The organism is Pseudomonas trivialis (assembly GCF_036864995.1).
Taxonomy (GTDB): domain Bacteria; phylum Pseudomonadota; class Gammaproteobacteria; order Pseudomonadales; family Pseudomonadaceae; genus Aquipseudomonas; species Aquipseudomonas trivialis.
In genome coordinates, this window is the sequence record NZ_CP142151.1 from 842,575 (window position 1) to 856,755 (window position 14,181).

The 14,181-nt window shown below is 60.5% G+C and carries 15 protein-coding genes; 6 read left to right on the forward strand and 9 right to left on the reverse strand.

The genetic code is table 11. The features are described from left to right. Window positions 1–120: 120 nt before the first annotated feature. The 6 genes from VRB54_RS03595 to VRB54_RS03620 all read right to left on the reverse strand — a co-directional run bounded on the left by VRB54_RS03595 (window position 121) and on the right by VRB54_RS03620 (window position 5,142). A complete protein-coding gene (locus tag VRB54_RS03595) occupies window positions 121–1,419 on the reverse strand; it encodes an NAD(P)/FAD-dependent oxidoreductase (protein WP_338479560.1) in 1,299 nt (432 codons plus the stop codon). 149 nt (window positions 1,420–1,568) lie between these two features. After that, entirely contained in the window at window positions 1,569–2,198 is a 630-nt protein-coding gene (locus VRB54_RS03600; protein WP_338479561.1) for a DUF1780 domain-containing protein, read from the reverse strand. Window positions 2,199–2,253: 55 nt separating this feature from the next. Continuing rightward, window positions 2,254–2,454, reverse strand: coding sequence for a DNA gyrase inhibitor YacG (gene yacG / locus VRB54_RS03605; RefSeq protein WP_004372356.1), 201 nt, complete (start codon window positions 2,452–2,454; stop codon window positions 2,254–2,256). After that, window positions 2,451–3,074, reverse strand: coding sequence for a dephospho-CoA kinase (gene coaE / locus VRB54_RS03610; protein ID WP_338479562.1), 624 nt, complete (start codon window positions 3,072–3,074; stop codon window positions 2,451–2,453). The genes yacG and coaE overlap by 4 nt, the downstream gene beginning before the upstream one ends. Then, window positions 3,071–3,937: an A24 family peptidase gene (locus tag VRB54_RS03615; RefSeq protein WP_338479563.1), complete on the reverse strand. Its 867-nt coding sequence runs from the start codon at window positions 3,935–3,937 to the stop codon at window positions 3,071–3,073. The genes coaE and VRB54_RS03615 overlap by 4 nt, the downstream gene beginning before the upstream one ends. Beyond that, window positions 3,934–5,142, reverse strand: coding sequence for a type II secretion system F family protein (locus VRB54_RS03620; protein ID WP_338479564.1), 1,209 nt, complete (start codon window positions 5,140–5,142; stop codon window positions 3,934–3,936). The genes VRB54_RS03615 and VRB54_RS03620 overlap by 4 nt, the downstream gene beginning before the upstream one ends. 201 nt (window positions 5,143–5,343) lie before the next feature. Between VRB54_RS03620 and VRB54_RS03625 the strand changes: the two genes are divergently transcribed. Next, the gene (locus VRB54_RS03625; protein ID WP_338481043.1) at window positions 5,344–5,757 is read left to right on the forward strand and encodes a pilin; all 414 of its coding nucleotides are present in this window, start codon (window positions 5,344–5,346) and stop codon (window positions 5,755–5,757) included. Window positions 5,758–5,760: 3 nt separating this feature from the next. Then, window positions 5,761–7,170: an O-antigen ligase family protein gene (locus VRB54_RS03630; RefSeq protein WP_338479565.1), complete on the forward strand. Its 1,410-nt coding sequence runs from the start codon at window positions 5,761–5,763 to the stop codon at window positions 7,168–7,170. Between the two features lie 11 nt (window positions 7,171–7,181). Here the strand turns inward: VRB54_RS03630 and VRB54_RS03635 are convergent, their stop codons facing one another. Together VRB54_RS03635 and VRB54_RS03640 are read right to left on the reverse strand one after the other, a co-directional pair. After that, window positions 7,182–7,733, reverse strand: coding sequence for a transferase (locus VRB54_RS03635; RefSeq protein ID WP_338479566.1), 552 nt, complete (start codon window positions 7,731–7,733; stop codon window positions 7,182–7,184). 10 nt (window positions 7,734–7,743) lie between these two features. Then, window positions 7,744–8,709, reverse strand: a complete 966-nt coding sequence (locus tag VRB54_RS03640) for a hypothetical protein (RefSeq protein ID WP_338479567.1) — start codon at window positions 8,707–8,709, stop codon at window positions 7,744–7,746. Between the two features lie 290 nt (window positions 8,710–8,999). Between VRB54_RS03640 and VRB54_RS03645 the strand changes: the two genes are divergently transcribed. Continuing rightward, window positions 9,000–9,305 carry a DUF6388 family protein gene (locus VRB54_RS03645; RefSeq protein ID WP_338479568.1) on the forward strand — a complete coding sequence of 102 codons (306 nt, stop codon included), beginning with the start codon at window positions 9,000–9,002 and terminating at the stop codon, window positions 9,303–9,305. A gap of 50 nt (window positions 9,306–9,355) precedes the next feature. Here VRB54_RS03645 and nadC read toward each other — a convergent pair whose 3' ends face one another. After that, entirely contained in the window at window positions 9,356–10,204 is an 849-nt protein-coding gene (nadC, locus tag VRB54_RS03650; RefSeq protein WP_338479569.1) for a carboxylating nicotinate-nucleotide diphosphorylase, read from the reverse strand. 235 nt (window positions 10,205–10,439) lie between these two features. On the opposite strand from nadC, the gene VRB54_RS03655 reads away from it, so the two are divergent. From VRB54_RS03655 to ampE, 3 genes are all read left to right on the forward strand, one after another. After that, window positions 10,440–12,590: a DUF1631 domain-containing protein gene (locus VRB54_RS03655; protein WP_338479571.1), complete on the forward strand. Its 2,151-nt coding sequence runs from the start codon at window positions 10,440–10,442 to the stop codon at window positions 12,588–12,590. Window positions 12,591–12,665: 75 nt separating this feature from the next. Beyond that, window positions 12,666–13,229, forward strand: a complete 564-nt coding sequence (gene ampD / locus VRB54_RS03660) for a 1,6-anhydro-N-acetylmuramyl-L-alanine amidase AmpD (RefSeq protein ID WP_338479572.1) — start codon at window positions 12,666–12,668, stop codon at window positions 13,227–13,229. Further along, the gene (gene ampE, locus VRB54_RS03665) at window positions 13,226–14,062 is read left to right on the forward strand and encodes a regulatory signaling modulator protein AmpE (RefSeq protein ID WP_338479573.1); all 837 of its coding nucleotides are present in this window, start codon (window positions 13,226–13,228) and stop codon (window positions 14,060–14,062) included. The genes ampD and ampE overlap by 4 nt, the downstream gene beginning before the upstream one ends. Window positions 14,063–14,181 lie beyond the last annotated feature (119 nt).

A 14,181-nucleotide genomic window follows, 5' to 3' on the forward strand; every position in this document is an offset into this window, starting at 1 on the left:
AGCACATGTGGGAGCGGGCTTGCCCGCGAATGCGGTGGTTCAGTCACAGGTGTACTGCTGACACAGCGCATACGCGAGCAAGCCGGCTCCCGCCCTCAGATCTCCTTCAAGACCTGGTTATTAATGCAGTTTAAGACGCGGCTCCGTACCCCGCCCAATCTTGCTGCCCAACATCAACATCGCCGTACGAAAGAACCCATACAGGGCCACTTGGTGCATACGGTACAGCGACACATAGAACATCCGCGCCAGCCAGCCCTCCAGCATCACACTGCCGGTCAGGTTGCCCATCAAGTTACCCACTGCCGAAAACCGCGACAGCGAGATCAGTGACCCGTAGTCAGTGTATTTGTAGGTGGGCAGATCCTTGCCTTCGATGCGCAGCTTCAACGACTTGGCCAGCAAGGATGCCTGCTGGTGAGCGGCTTGCGCACGGGGCGGCACGTTACGGTCGGTGTCCGGTTGCGGGCAGGCGGCGCAGTCACCAAAGGCGAAGATGTTTTCATCGCGAGTGGTCTGCAAGGTCGGCAGCACCTGCAACTGGTTGATGCGGTTGGTCTCCAGCCCATCAATATCCTTGAGGAAGACCGGTGCGCGAATGCCGGCCGCCCATACCTTGAGGCTCGCGGGAATCGCCTGGCCACTGCTGGTGATCAATGCGTCAGCGGTCACTTCGCTCACCGCTGCATTGGTCAGCACCGTCACACCGAGCTTTTCCAGGGTTTTATGCACAGGCGCGCCAATGCGTTCCGGCAGCGCCGGCAACACCCGCGGTCCGGCTTCGATCAGGGTGATGTGCATGTTTTCCGGTTTGATGCGGTCCAGGCCATAGGCGGCCAGTTCGTGGGCGGCGTTATGCAGCTCGGCCGCCAGCTCCACCCCGGTGGCACCGGCGCCGACGATGGCGACGCTGATCTGCTCAACGGCATCGGTCTGCCCGGCATGGGCGCGCAGGTAGTGATTGAGTAGCTGCTGGTGGAAACGCTCGGCCTGTTTGCGAGTGTCGAGAAACAAACAGTGCTGCGCCGCGCCCTCGGTGCCGAAATCGTTGGTGGTGCTGCCAACTGCAATCACCAGGCTGTCATAGCCCAGCACCCGTGCCGGCACCAGCTCGCGACCTTCTTCGTCGAGGGTGGCGGCCAGCTGGATTTTCTTCTGCTCACGGTCGAGCCCGCTCATGCGGCCCAGTTGGAACTCGAAGTGATTCCATTTGGCCTGGGCGACGTAATTGAGTTCGTCCTCCGAAGAGTTCAGAGAGCCAGCAGCCACTTCATGCAGCAGCGGTTTCCAGATATGGGTCAGGTTGGTATCCACCAGCGTGATGCTGGCGGTACCGCGCTTGCCCAGAGTCTTGCCCAGGCGGGTAGCCAACTCCAGGCCGCCGGCGCCGCCGCCGACGATGATAATACGATGGGTCATGGGGATATCTCGCAAGGCTAAAGGAAATCGGAGCAGTTACCCTCGCGAGCGCCAGGCAGCTCATAGCGTCAGGTAACTCAAAAGGCGGCTGGGCATACAAGCCCCGTCTGGTAGACGTTGTAAACCGGCGCCACGTTACAGGCGCGTTCTCAGAGGCTGATGCCCACATCGAACACTATGCTGCGCCCCAGATTGTTGCGCAAGAAATCCGGGGCTTCCGGGTGGGCGAACAGCACACGAGCAAATGTCGGCCCTACCAGCGACAGCGAGCGCCAGCCCTGGCGCAGGTATTCGGTAGGCGGAGGGAAATGGCTGTTGAGGTCCAGCACTTCGCGCTTGAGGCTGGTGAACGCGACGATGTCCAGCTCGCCCAGGTCCATGCCGCGCTCTTTATAGTTATGCGCTTTTTTGCGCAACGTGGGCGCCAGACGCAGCAGGAACTCATGGGCCGGAATGCGTCGTGGCTTGGCTTCGCGCCGCACCAGTTGGCTGAGTGAAAACGCACTGCGCCTGCGCAGCAATTCATCGCGCCACTCATCGTTAAGACGCCGTCCCTCATCGAGCACGAAGAACACCTCGAAACTGGCGTCGCGAAACAGCACATCCGGTGGTTCCTGCCCGGCGGCGTGAAACTCTTCGGCACGGAACGGCACGTTCAGGCCTTGCAGCAGGCGCTGGCAGACCCAACGCTCACGCTCCCATTTGCGCGCATTGGACAGGAAAGCATTGGCTTGTTCGGCCGCCACGGTGAGCAGGCGCAAATAATCTGAGTCGTCCATGCCTGCAGCTTAGCGTTCAAACGATGACCGCAGGAAGTCCCACCTTTATACGACCTCAGTGTCGCGGCGTCAGATCCTCGGAGAACAGCTCGTCTTCGGCATCCGGCGCCACCGGAATCTTGTGCTCTTCGGCAGCCCAGGCGCCCAGGTCGATGAGTTTGCAGCGGTCCGAGCAGAACGGCCGGTTGAGGTTGGTCGCTTTCCATTCCACGGGGGCCCCGCAGGTTGGACAGTCGACGGTCAAGGGTTGGCTCATGATCGGCCTCCACGCAAAGTAAGGTAAAAGTGGTGCAGTCGCTCGACCTCGCCGTGCAACCAAGCGAGGTCCTGGTCATTGACCAGTACGTCATCGGCATGGTTCAGGCGGTCTTCGCGGCTGGACTGGGCCTTGAGAATCGCCTGCACCTGTTGCTCGCTGATGCCGTCGCGCTGCAGAGTACGCTGAATCTGCAGCGATTGCGGCACGTCGATCACCAGGATGCGTTGGGTCATGCTGTACTGCCCGGATTCGATCAGCAGCGGAGACACCAGGATGGCGTAGGGGGACTGCGCACGCGCCAGGTGGCTGCGGATTTCCTCGGCGATCAGCGGATGCAGCAGGGCTTCCAGCCACAGGCGTTGTTCGGGAACCTCAAAGATCAGCTTGCGCAGTGCGGCACGGTCCAGCTTGCCGTCGGGCATCAACACGCTGGCACCAAAGTGTTCGGCGATGCGTGCCAGCGCCGGGCGACCGGGCTCGACTACCCAGCGGGCGGCGTGGTCGGCGTCGATCAAATCGACGCCCAGGTCGATAAAGTGCTGGGCCGCCGCGCTTTTACCGCTGCCGATGCCGCCGGTGAGGCCGAGAATCCAGGGTGTTGCGACAGAAGAGGTCATCTGAAACCGACGAACTGCAAATAGAAGTCGGTTATTTGACCACCCCAGAGCAACGCAATCCAGCCGGCAATTGCCAGATAGGGACCAAACGGTATCGGCGTGGAGGTTTGAGTCTTGTTCAGACGCATCAGGATCAGTCCCGCAATCACGCCCAGCAGCGAAGAAAGCAACAGCGTCATTGGCAGGATTTGCCAGCCGCCCCAGGCACCGAGCAGCGCCAACAGCTTGAAGTCGCCGTAGCCCATGCCGTCCTTGCCGGTCACCAGTTTGAACAACCAGAACACCGTCCACAGACTCATATAGCCAAACACCGCGCCCCAGAACGCCTCGGGCAGTGTCACCAGCAGGTCGAAGCTGTTGCCGATCAGTCCCAGCCACAGCAGGGGCAGCACCAGCACGTCCGGCAGCAATTGATGATCCACATCGATCAGGCTCATCGCCAGCAATCCCCAGCTCAACAGCATCACGGCGCCGGCCTGCCAACCGAAACCGAAATGCCACGCGACCATGGCCGAGACCACGGCGCATGCCAGCTCGGTAAGCGGATAGCGCGCACTGATCGGTTGATGGCAATGGGCGCAGCGTCCGCTGAGCATGAGGTAGCTGAGCAGCGGAATATTTTCCCAGGGCCGAATCGGCTGAGCGCAATGAGGGCAGCAGGAGTTCGGGTGCATCAGGTTGTACGGCGGCGCGGCGGGCTCCACGGGCAAGCCGAGCATCTCGCGGGCCTGCTCGCGCCAGTCCCGTTCGAGCATCTTTGGCAGCCGCCACACCAGCACATTGAGGAAACTGCCGACGACAAGGCCGAGCACCACCGCCATGGCGACGAAGGCCCAGGGCTGCTCGATCAGCAGCAGGTTCAAAAGGCCGTACCCAGCTGGAATACCGGCAGGTACATGGCAATCACCAGCGCCCCGACAATGCAGCCCAGCACCACCATGATCAACGGCTCCATCAGACTGGTGAGGTTGTCCACCCGGTTATCCACGTCGGACTCGTAATGGCTTGCGACCTTTTCGAGCATGTGTTCCAGGGTGCCGGATTCTTCGCCGATGGCGGTCATCTGGATTGCCATGCGCGGGAACAGCCCGCTGTTCGCCATGGACTGATGAAGTTGCATGCCCGTGGATACATCGTGACGCATATGCTCTATCGCCTGTTTGAACGTTCCGTTGCCCACCGCGCCAGCCACGGACTCAAGGGCTTGCACCAACGGCACGCCGGCCGCGAAGGTCGTTGAAAGCGTACGGGCGTAGCGGGCGACTGCGGATTTTTTCAGCAGTGTACCTGCCAGAGGCAGTTTCAACACACTGGCGTCCAGCCCATGGCGAAAACCAGGTGAGGTGCGGCAGGCGTGGCGCAACCCAACAAACCCCGCTGCGAGGCCCAGCGCGAGGAGCCACCAGGCTTGCTGCATGAACGCCGATAGCGCGATGACCTGCAGGGTAAAACCAGGCAGCGTGCCGTCGACCCCGGCGAACAATTGCTCGAACTGTGGCACCACGTGGATCAGCAGCACGCTACACACGACGCCGGCGACCACGATGACAGCGATGGGGTACGTCATCGCCTTTCTGATCCTGGCCTTGAGCTGTTCAGTCTTTTCCAGGTGGATGGCCACGCGCTCCAGCAGGGTTTCCAGTGCGCCGGCCTGCTCGCCCGCCGCTATCAGGTGGCAGTACAAATCATCGAAGTGGCGCGGCTGTTTACGAAGCGCCTGCGCCAGGCTGTTACCGGCGGCAACCTGATGTTTCAAACCTTTGACCAGCGCCTGCATCTGTCGATTTTCAAAGCCATCGCTGATGATGTCGAAGGCTTGCAACAGCGCGATCCCGGCCTTGAGCAACGTGGCCAGCTGGCGGGTAAACAGCGCTATATCCGACGGTTTTATCGGCTGCGTCAGGCCGGGTAACCCCGGGTACTTTTTGCGCACACGGCCAGGGCTGATCCCCTGCTGGCGCAGCTGTGCCTTGACCAGCGCAGGGTTGTGCGCCGTGGTCTGCCCCGACACCCTGTGCCCTTTGCGATTGATGCCTTCCCAGTCGTACGTCGTTGAAGCGTTGTTCATGTCACGGTTCCGCACACAGGTCATCGAAGACCTAAAGCTTAGTCAGGGGAATGACTCGGGCAGGCTCGCGCTGAGCGGCAAAATGTCAGAATGTGCGACCAAGGCGCGATTGAGCGCCTGCGGATGAGTACACTGGCGCCGTTGCAGACTACGGGGCGCAGGACGCGCCTTGTCATGGTTCTATTCTGGAGAGTGAATGTGATGCGTCAAAAAGGCTTTACCTTGATCGAATTGCTCATCGTCGTGGCAATTATCGGTATCCTGGCCACCATCGGCCTGCCCATGTACACCACGCACCAGGCCAAGGCCAAGTTCACGGCCGGTCTGGCTGAAATCAGCGCGTTGAAGGCCGGCTACGAAGACACCCTCAACCAGGGAACCGTACCCACCGTCGCCTTGATCGGCGGCACCAGCCCCACCGCCAACTGCAAGATCGACGTGACAGGCGACGTTGCCACCGGCATCGGCTCCATCAATTGCGAAATACTCGACGCCCCGGCGCCAGTGCTGAGCAAGAGCATTACCCTCACACGCAGTGCCACCGAAGGCTGGAAGTGCGTGACCACCGCCGAGGCGAAATACGTCGCCAAAGGATGTGGTGTCACAGGGGCATAAAGCGTGTTGCTAACCCGTACTCAGCGCGACAATCTGTTTCTGATCGCCACAGCGTGCCTGCTGGCGCTGGGCATCTGTGCGCCGTTCAGCGGGCATGATCTGCAACGGGGGACGCAGATCTGCCTGGGGCTGTGCGCAGTGCTGTACGGGTTGTCGGTGTCTTCACCCGAGTCCCCGGTGAATCGGCCTGCGACCGCAGGCATCGCACTGATTATGGTATTGGGCCTGGTGTCTTCGGCGCTTGCGCACCAGCCCCTGTGGGCACTCACTGAAATGGCGCTGTTCATCTGCAGTGGGGCGATTGCGCTGGCGGTCAACTCGCTCAGGCGCCACGGCGGTGAGTCGATCGATAGCGCGCTGATGTTGATCGTGCTGATGTTGTGCGTGATCAAGTCAGTGCAGTACCTGTATGCGTTGATGCTCGCGTTCGGCAGCGGCCAGCGCCTGCTCAACCTTGACCTGCTGTTGTCCGGGTTTTCCAACAAGCGCTTCTACGGTCAATTCCAGACCTTCACCCTGCCACTGCTGGCGCTGTCCCTGTTGATCCCCAAGGTCTCCCGTCCGGCACGTGCGGCCGCGTTGGCGTTGTTGTGCGTCTGGTGGTTGATTGCGATCAGCGGCGGTACCCGTGGTACATGGCTCGGCATGATGGCGGCGGCGGCCGTGCTGATGTGGCTTGGCCCCTGGGGGCGGCGCTGGGTGGCCTGGCAACTGGCGGGCGTGTGCGGTGGCCTGTTGCTGTACGGCTGTTTGTTCATGCTGGTGGCGCGCTATTCGGGCAACGAAATTGCCAGTGCCGCCGGTGACCGTCTCACCACGTCGTTGTCGGGTCGTGGTCCGATCTGGTGGCAGGGCTGGCAGATGATTGTCGAACGCCCTTGGCTGGGCTTCGGGCCCATGCATTTTGCCGATGTGGCCAACCCCATCGCCGCACACCCTCACCAGGCTATCCTGCAATGGGCCAGTGAATGGGGTGTGCCGTCGGCATTATGCGTGGCGATTCTGGCAGGCTGGGGCTGCTGGGCCACTGTTGGCCTGATCCGTGAGCGTGCCATGCTTGCCACGCGTGCCGATCTTCTGCGTTTATGCCTGTTTGCGGCGCTGGTCGGCGCACTCACGCAGTCCATGGTCGATGGTGTGATCGTGATGCCCAACTCGCAGGTATGGCTCGCGCTGGTGGTGGGCTGGCTGATGGCGCTGCATGTGCGGCGGGCCCCGGAGCCGGCTGCTCTGCCGCTGGCTACCGGTGCGTGGAAAGTCGCAACGGTGCTGGCAGTGGGGCTGTTGGTGTATGTGGTGATCCGCGACGCACCGCATCTGGAGCAAGCCCGGCAAAGCTATCTGGACGGGCGTGGTGATCATCTGCAGCCGCGCTTCTGGGCCCAGGGCGTGATTGCCCTGCCTAGGCCCTGAGTCGAAGGGTTTTAGACGTCCCGATAGTACCTGGCCGGTATGCCGAACCACACCTGATTGTCGGGCACGTCCTTGCGCACCTGAGAGCACGCACCAATCTCGGCATTTTCCCCGATGGTCACAGACGGCATGATCACGACGCTGGCGCCGAAGCGTGAGCCTTTCTTGAGTGTGCCTACACACTTTTCGTCATTTTTGGTCAGGTCGGGCGTATCGGTGACCACGAATGCATATTTCATCACCACGTCGTCTTCAACAATGGTGTTGGCGGAAAGTGTGCCGCGACTGCCCATCAGTACGCGATTACCCAGCTGACAGTTGTCTCGAATTTCACAGTAGGAGGTGAATGAGCAATCATCTCCAATCAACGCATTCCGACCAATTTTCGTATAGGTGCCGATTTTTGTATGTTTGCCGATTTTGGCGCCTTTAAGCACCATGGCATAGTCTTCGATCACTGCGCCTTCCTTGATTTCAACATCATCTTCAATGATGCAGAACCGGCCGATCACAACACCGTCGCCTATTACTGCCTTGTCTGAAACGATTGAGTAATTGTTCATTTCGATACTTTTAGTTTTCCAATGATTTTGGGACACCTGACAGATCGTCAGTTGCCGACTTCACCGTTTTGGCTGGCATACCCATCACTAAAAGTCCGGGCTCCTCAATGTGTTTCACTACCACTGCTCCGGCGCCAACCACCGTGCGCTCGGCTATGCGCGTCTGTGGTCTTACGATAGCACCCGATCCAAGAAAGCACTGATTTCCGAGTGTGACGTTGCCGGCAATCGATACGTTATTTGCAAAGTGACATTCGTCGCCGATCAGTGAGCCATGACCAATCTTGCTGCCGTGTGCGATGACGCACCCCTGACCGATGGTTGTTGTCTCGTTAACTGAGCCGCGCACCACCGTCACATCCGTACCGAGGAAGGCGCCTTCCATGATTCTGGTGTAACCGACTTGCGGTTGAATCACTCTTCGACGCGTGGCCGGGTCCCAAATCCAGGCCACGCCCGTTGCGCCGACAGTGGAGTGCGATTCAATGGTGACATTTTCTTCGATGGTGCTTCCACGCATTACGGTCACGTGGGAGTGAAGGTTGGCACCTGCCTTCACAACGCAGTCCTCCAGTACGCAGAAAGGCCCTATGTAAGCCGCAGGGTCAACTTCGCAATCCTCGCCAATAACGGCAGTGGGGTGGATGCCCCAACGTTTTTTGCGGTCTGCCACCATGGCTTCCATCAGGCGATAAAACACCAGCTGTGGATGCTCGACCTGCAGTATTACATTGCCTTCCCCGCACAAATCGGCTTCTTCGCGCAGGACTATCGAATGAGTTATCAGCGGCGGATGACCAATGCCCGGCGATAAAAAATAAATTCCGCCTTGCTCGACCTGACGCAGGCTCTTGAATGCAAAGGCGCTTTGCGCAGCTGTGCCGTGGCAGACGAAGGCAACACCCATTTGCCGAAGCTGGTGCTGAACCTGCGCAAGCGAGAAGGTTTTCGGGGGGCAGGCAAATGCATTCTCCACGTAGGGATGTTGGCCTGATCGTTACTCATGAAACGGCAGGCAGTCAATGAACGGATGAGGTTTCTCCAGTCACCTTCTGAGGGTGGCGATCTTTCGGCAGAGTGCCTATTATCGTTCAGCGTGTCGGGCTGAGCGCCCGGCGCGCGAACTGTTTCAACGGCAATACTGTTTTCAGCTGATCCAAGAATGGTTCTGAAGGCCAGACGAGCGGGTATTCACGCCCGCTCTTTCGTATCTGCGCAACCTTGATGACCCAGATGCATCCCCATTCCCAGATCTGAGAGAACACCATGACCACGACTGAAGTGACCCAGGAAGCCCGGCACGAAGAAGCCCTCAAAAAATACCTTGAGGCTACGCCGCAGCTCAAAGAAGAGATCAAGGACCTGAGCGCTGATGATCAGCGCGACCAGATCCAGTGGGCATTCGAGGATGAGGCCGAGAGCCAGAGTCTCCAGCCTTGGGAACTGACCCTCAAGTACACCTCGACACCGGAAGAGTTCGAGACCGCACGGCTGGCCTTGCACAAAGAGGCGGCCGAGGTGCTGGGTGTCGAATGGGACGAGTATTGCGAGATGAACAATCTGGTCGTCTGAACGCGAACCTGCGCAGGAGCGAGCTTGCTCGCTCCTGCATCAAACCGGCGTCAGATACTCAGTCGCATCGACAAGTCCACCGCCTTCACATCCTTGGTCATCGCACCAATCGAAATGTAGTCCACCCCGGTTTCGGCGATGGGCAGCAAGGTGCTTTCGTTAATCCCGCCGCTCGCTTCCAGCCTGGCCTTGCCACCGTTCAGGCGCACCGCTTCACGCATATCGTCCAGACTCAACTCGTCGAGCATGATGATGTCCGCTCCCGCATCAAGTGCTTTGCGCAGTTCATCCAGGCTTTCCACTTCGATTTCCACCGGCTTGCCCGGCGCGATCCTGTGCGCGGCGGCAACTGCCTGGGCAATGCCGCCGCAGGCCGCAATATGGTTTTCCTTGATCAGGAACGCGTCGTACAGACCGATGCGGTGGTTATGGCAGCCGCCGCAGGTCACCGCGTACTTCTGCGCCAGGCGCAGGCCCGGCAGGGTTTTGCGTGTGTCGAGCAACTTGACCTGGGTGCTGGCGACGAAGTCCGCCAGGTACCGGGCACGCGTGGCAACGCCTGACAACAGTTGCAGAAAGTTCAGCGCGCACCGCTCACCGCTGAGCAGCGAGCGGGCTGGGCCTTCCAGGTGGAACAGCGCCTGGTTGGGACTGACACGCTCGCCGTCGACCACCTGCCAATGCACGGCGACTCGCGGGTCCAGTTGGCGAAACACGGCATCCACCCAGGCCGTGCCACTGATAACCGCCGCGTCGCGGGTGATGATCGTGGCTTTGGCCAACCGTTCAGCCGGGATCAACTGCGCGGTGATGTCGCCACTGCCGATGTCTTCCAGCAGTGCGCGGCGCACGTTGGCTTCGATTTCGGCGGTGAGGTCGGCAAGACGGAGATTCGGCATAACAGGCTCCACAAACAATGTGCGCCGATTATAGGGGCACTGCGTGGCCGAACCCACCGCCACCTGCTCTTTTGCCGTTGAATCTCAGAGTTTGCTGGCGTAACGCCCCCTGTTTGCAAGATAATCCCGCGCCTTGCAATTGGCGTCATAGCTTTGACGTCCCGGTGATAATCGGATATCGGCGGCGCCCGCCTGATCGTCCTACCCCCTTACACCGCCGTTTCAGGAGGCCAGGATGCACAATGACGGAAAGGTGGTGCCCATCAACAGGGCACAGGCTACGCCATCGCCGCTCGCGCGCCTGCCGATGGTGTTGCTGCAGGTTCGCGACAAGGCTGCCCAACAGTTGCAACAGGGTTTGCAGGAGCTGTTTGATAACGCCGACGATACCTTGTTCGAAATGGCCGACAAGGCCCGCAGCAACGCCGATCACCATATCTTTTTCGAGGCCATGCGCGACCTGCGGCTCAAGCGCAAGAATTTCGAACGCGTCTTCATGGCGCAACTGTTCCAGGCCTTCGCCCATCTCGGCCAGGCAGGCAGCGGTGATCCGAGAATAGTGCCGGTGGTGTCCTACGATTCGCTGCCAGGTACCACCGGCGATGCCCACGAAAAAGCCGTGGCGCTCGATGCGATGCTCGGTCGGGTACGGCACCGTGATGGCCTGGTCCTCGGGCAGTTGACCGCCCGCCTGAACGCGGTGCTCGGTACGCAGTTGGAGGAGCGCGAGAACCCCCTGGGCCCGGCCCTGTTGTGCGAGTTCTTCCTGCGCGCCGGACGCAGTCTTGGTGTGGAAATCCGCGTCAAGCTGATCATGCTAAAGCTTTTTGAAAAATACGTACTCAGCGACGCCGACCTGTTGTACGGCGAGGCCAATCAGTTGCTGGTGGCGACCGGTGTTTTACCCGAACTCAAGAGTGTGCCTTCCCGTCGTCGTGCTGGAGGCGTGACGAGTGAGCCTGCACCCCCAGGCAGCTTGCCAGGAACCGACCAGGCACTGGATGAAAATGGTCAGCAGGACTTTACCGCCCTGCAACAGTTGCTCGCCGCCGTGCGCGGCAGTGTGGCGCCCACCCTGGAAGCCAGCGCCGAACCCCAGCCAATAGCCACCCGCGACCTGCTGCGCCTGCTTTCCCATCTGCAGCAATACGTCCCGGAGCCGCAGGCCGAGGATGATTTCGACCTGCGTAATCAGCTTGAGCAACTGTTGACCCGCTTCAGCGTCAAGAGTGGCAAGTCCCGCGTGGTGGAGGGCGTCGACGAAGATGTGATCAATCTGATCGCCCTGCTGTTCGAGTTCATGCTCAATGACCCCGCGGTGCCTGAAGCCTTCAAGGCGTTGATTGCGCGCTTGCAGATCCCAATGCTGAAGGTGGCGTTGCTGGACAAGCGTCTTTTCAGTTGCGCCAGTCATCCCGCGCGGCAGTTGCTCAATGAAATAGCCGCCTCGGCCCTGGGCTGGAACCCGTGCGAGGATTATCAGCGCGACAGCCTGTACCTGCGCATCGAACAGGTCGTGCAGTGCCTGCTTAATGAATACGTCGACGACCCGGCGATTTTTTCCCGGTTGCTGACGCAGTTCAGCGCATTGCGCGCCGAGGAGCAGCGGCGCAGCGAGTTGATTGAGCAACACACCCGTGACGCTGAAGATGGCCGCATTCGTGCCGATGCAGCACGCCAGCGTGTGGCTGACGTGCTCAACCGCCGGCTGATGGGCAAGGTGTTGCCGCAGGCCGTGGTGCAGTTTCTGCAACAGGCCTGGAGTCAGGTTTTGTTGTTGGCCAGCCTCAAGCATGGCGAACAGTCGGTGCAGTGGCAGGCGGGGCTGCGCACCATGGACGAGTTGATCTGGAGCGTGAGTCTGCAGCAAGACACCGAGGCCGGTCGGCATCTGGTGGAGCACTTGCCGGGATTGCTCAAGGCATTGCGTGACGGCTTGACCAGCGCAGCGTTCGATCCGTTCAGCACGCGCGATTTCTTTGTGCGCCTGCAGGCGTTGCATCTACCACCGGCCGAGGGTGTCGAGGCGCTGATCGAGGTGCGCGAGCCCCTTGTGCTCGGCCCCGGTGCAGTCGATGCCACCGAAGGCCTGCCGGCGGACGACCCTGATCTGCTCAAGGCGTTGCAATTGCGAATCGGTGGTTGGGTCGAGTTGCAGGACGAGCAGCCAGCCGCCGTGCGCTGCAAGCTGCTGGCGATCATGGCGCCTGCCGGCAGCTATGTATTCGTCAACCACTCGGGGCTCAAGGTCATGGAGAAAAGCGTCGGCCAACTGGCCCTGGCATTCAAGCGTGACGCTCTGCGCCCGCTGGATGATGGCCCGCTGTTCGAGCGTGCGCTGACTGTGGTGATCGACAAACTGCGCCAACTCAATCCAGGCAAGTGATCGCAACGACGGGGTGGAACGCGGCATACTGGTCACACTTAGTCACGTTCCCTTAGTCACGTTCAAGGATCCCGCATGCAACTGGACCCCGTCAGTGGTTGGTGCCAGGGCATTCGTCACTGCCCTTCGCCCAACTTCAACGAGCGCCCCTCAGGCGAAATCTCACTGTTGGTGGTGCATAACATCAGTTTGCCGCCGGCGCAGTTCGGCACCGGCAAGGTGCAGGAGTTTTTTCAGAACCGCCTGGATGTCACGGAACATGCCTACTTTGAAGGGATTGCCGACCTACGGGTGTCTGCGCATTTTCTGATTGAGCGTGACGGCGCAGTGACGCAGTTTGTGTCCTGCCTCGACCGGGCCTGGCATGCCGGCGTCTCATGCTTTGAGGGGCGTGAGACGTGCAATGACTTCTCCCTGGGCATCGAGCTGGAGGGCACTGATGAACTGCCGTACACCGATGCCCAGTACGCATCGCTGATAGAGCTGACGCGACAGTTGCTGGCGGCTTACACGGGCATCACCCCTCAACGTATCCGTGGTCACAGCGATATAGCGCCGGGACGCAAGACCGACCCCGGTCCGGCTTTTGATTGGGCGCGCTTTCGCAGTGCCCTGCAGCAAGGAGGACACGCACAATGAGTTTCCTGGTGTTGGTATTGGCGGTGTGGATCGAGAAGTTCTCGGCCTTGCGCCTGCGGTTGCAGCGCGATGGTGGTTGGCTGCGTGAGCTGGCCAGACTGGAAGCGAGCCCGCGCCTGAGCAAGCAGCCCTGGCTGGTCCTGGCGGTGCTGGTGCTGTTGCCGATCGCGTTGCTGGCGTTGCTGTTGCTGGTACTGGAGCCGGTGGCGTACGGTCTGCTGGCATTGCCGGTGCACTTGCTGGTGCTGATTTACAGCCTCGGGCGTGGCGATCTGCTGGCGGCGCTCGGGCCATTCCGTGACGCCTGGCGGCGCGGCGATTTGCAGGCCGCCGAACATGTGGCCGAACGCGATCTGAACGTGGGTGCCGACAGTGGCGAGCAGTTGCTGGAGCGCGTTCAGGGCTACCTGCTGTGGCAGGCGTACCAGAGTTTTTTTGCGGTGATTTTCTGGTACTTCCTGCTGGGCCCGGTCGCGGCCCTGGCGTATCGCCTGCTGGCCCTGGCCAGTGAGCACAGCCAGAACCCCCAGGTCGCCGAGCGTGCCGGGCAACTGCGGCATGCGTTTGATTGGGTGCCGGTACGCCTGCTGGCAGCGAGTTTCGCCCTGGTGGGCAATTTCGTCGCGGTTGGCCGGGTGATGCTTCACGAGCTGCTGAGCTGGGACATCAGCGCCGCACAGCTGGTGGAAAAGGTCGGCCTGGTCGCCGCCGAAATCCCTCCGCCAGCGGTGGGGGCGGAAGGTATCAACAGCCTGGATCGCCTGTGGGAATTGCTGCTGCGCGCCGCCGTGCTGTGGTACGCCGGTTTCGCCATCTGGACCGTGTTGCCTTGATCAAAAACGCCTCTTTTAGTGGGGCATGAGCTGATCCAGGCAGCCACAGAGGCTCTGTTTGCTGCGTGACAGAGCCAGTTCAAAAGCTTGGCGGCGCTTTCCATATTTTGTAGGTGAGA

Coding starts and splice junctions, on each gene's coding strand:
- nadC (WP_338479569.1), bottom strand. CDS start 10,204: ATGCCGAATCTCCGTCTTGCCGACCTCACCGCCGAAATCGAAGCCAAC.
- VRB54_RS03600 (WP_338479561.1), bottom strand. CDS start 2,198: ATGGACGACTCAGATTATTTGCGCCTGCTCACCGTGGCGGCCGAACAA.
- VRB54_RS03655 (WP_338479571.1), top strand. CDS start 10,440: ATGCACAATGACGGAAAGGTGGTGCCCATCAACAGGGCACAGGCTACG.
- VRB54_RS03620 (WP_338479564.1), bottom strand. CDS start 5,142: ATGAACAACGCTTCAACGACGTACGACTGGGAAGGCATCAATCGCAAA.
- yacG (WP_004372356.1), bottom strand. CDS start 2,454: ATGAGCCAACCCTTGACCGTCGACTGTCCAACCTGCGGGGCCCCCGTG.
- ampE (WP_338479573.1), top strand. CDS start 13,226: ATGAGTTTCCTGGTGTTGGTATTGGCGGTGTGGATCGAGAAGTTCTCG.
- coaE (WP_338479562.1), bottom strand. CDS start 3,074: ATGACCTCTTCTGTCGCAACACCCTGGATTCTCGGCCTCACCGGCGGC.
- VRB54_RS03595 (WP_338479560.1), bottom strand. CDS start 1,419: ATGACCCATCGTATTATCATCGTCGGCGGCGGCGCCGGCGGCCTGGAG.
- VRB54_RS03625 (WP_338481043.1), top strand. CDS start 5,344: ATGCGTCAAAAAGGCTTTACCTTGATCGAATTGCTCATCGTCGTGGCA.
- VRB54_RS03645 (WP_338479568.1), top strand. CDS start 9,000: ATGACCACGACTGAAGTGACCCAGGAAGCCCGGCACGAAGAAGCCCTC.
- VRB54_RS03635 (WP_338479566.1), bottom strand. CDS start 7,733: ATGAACAATTACTCAATCGTTTCAGACAAGGCAGTAATAGGCGACGGT.
- ampD (WP_338479572.1), top strand. CDS start 12,666: ATGCAACTGGACCCCGTCAGTGGTTGGTGCCAGGGCATTCGTCACTGC.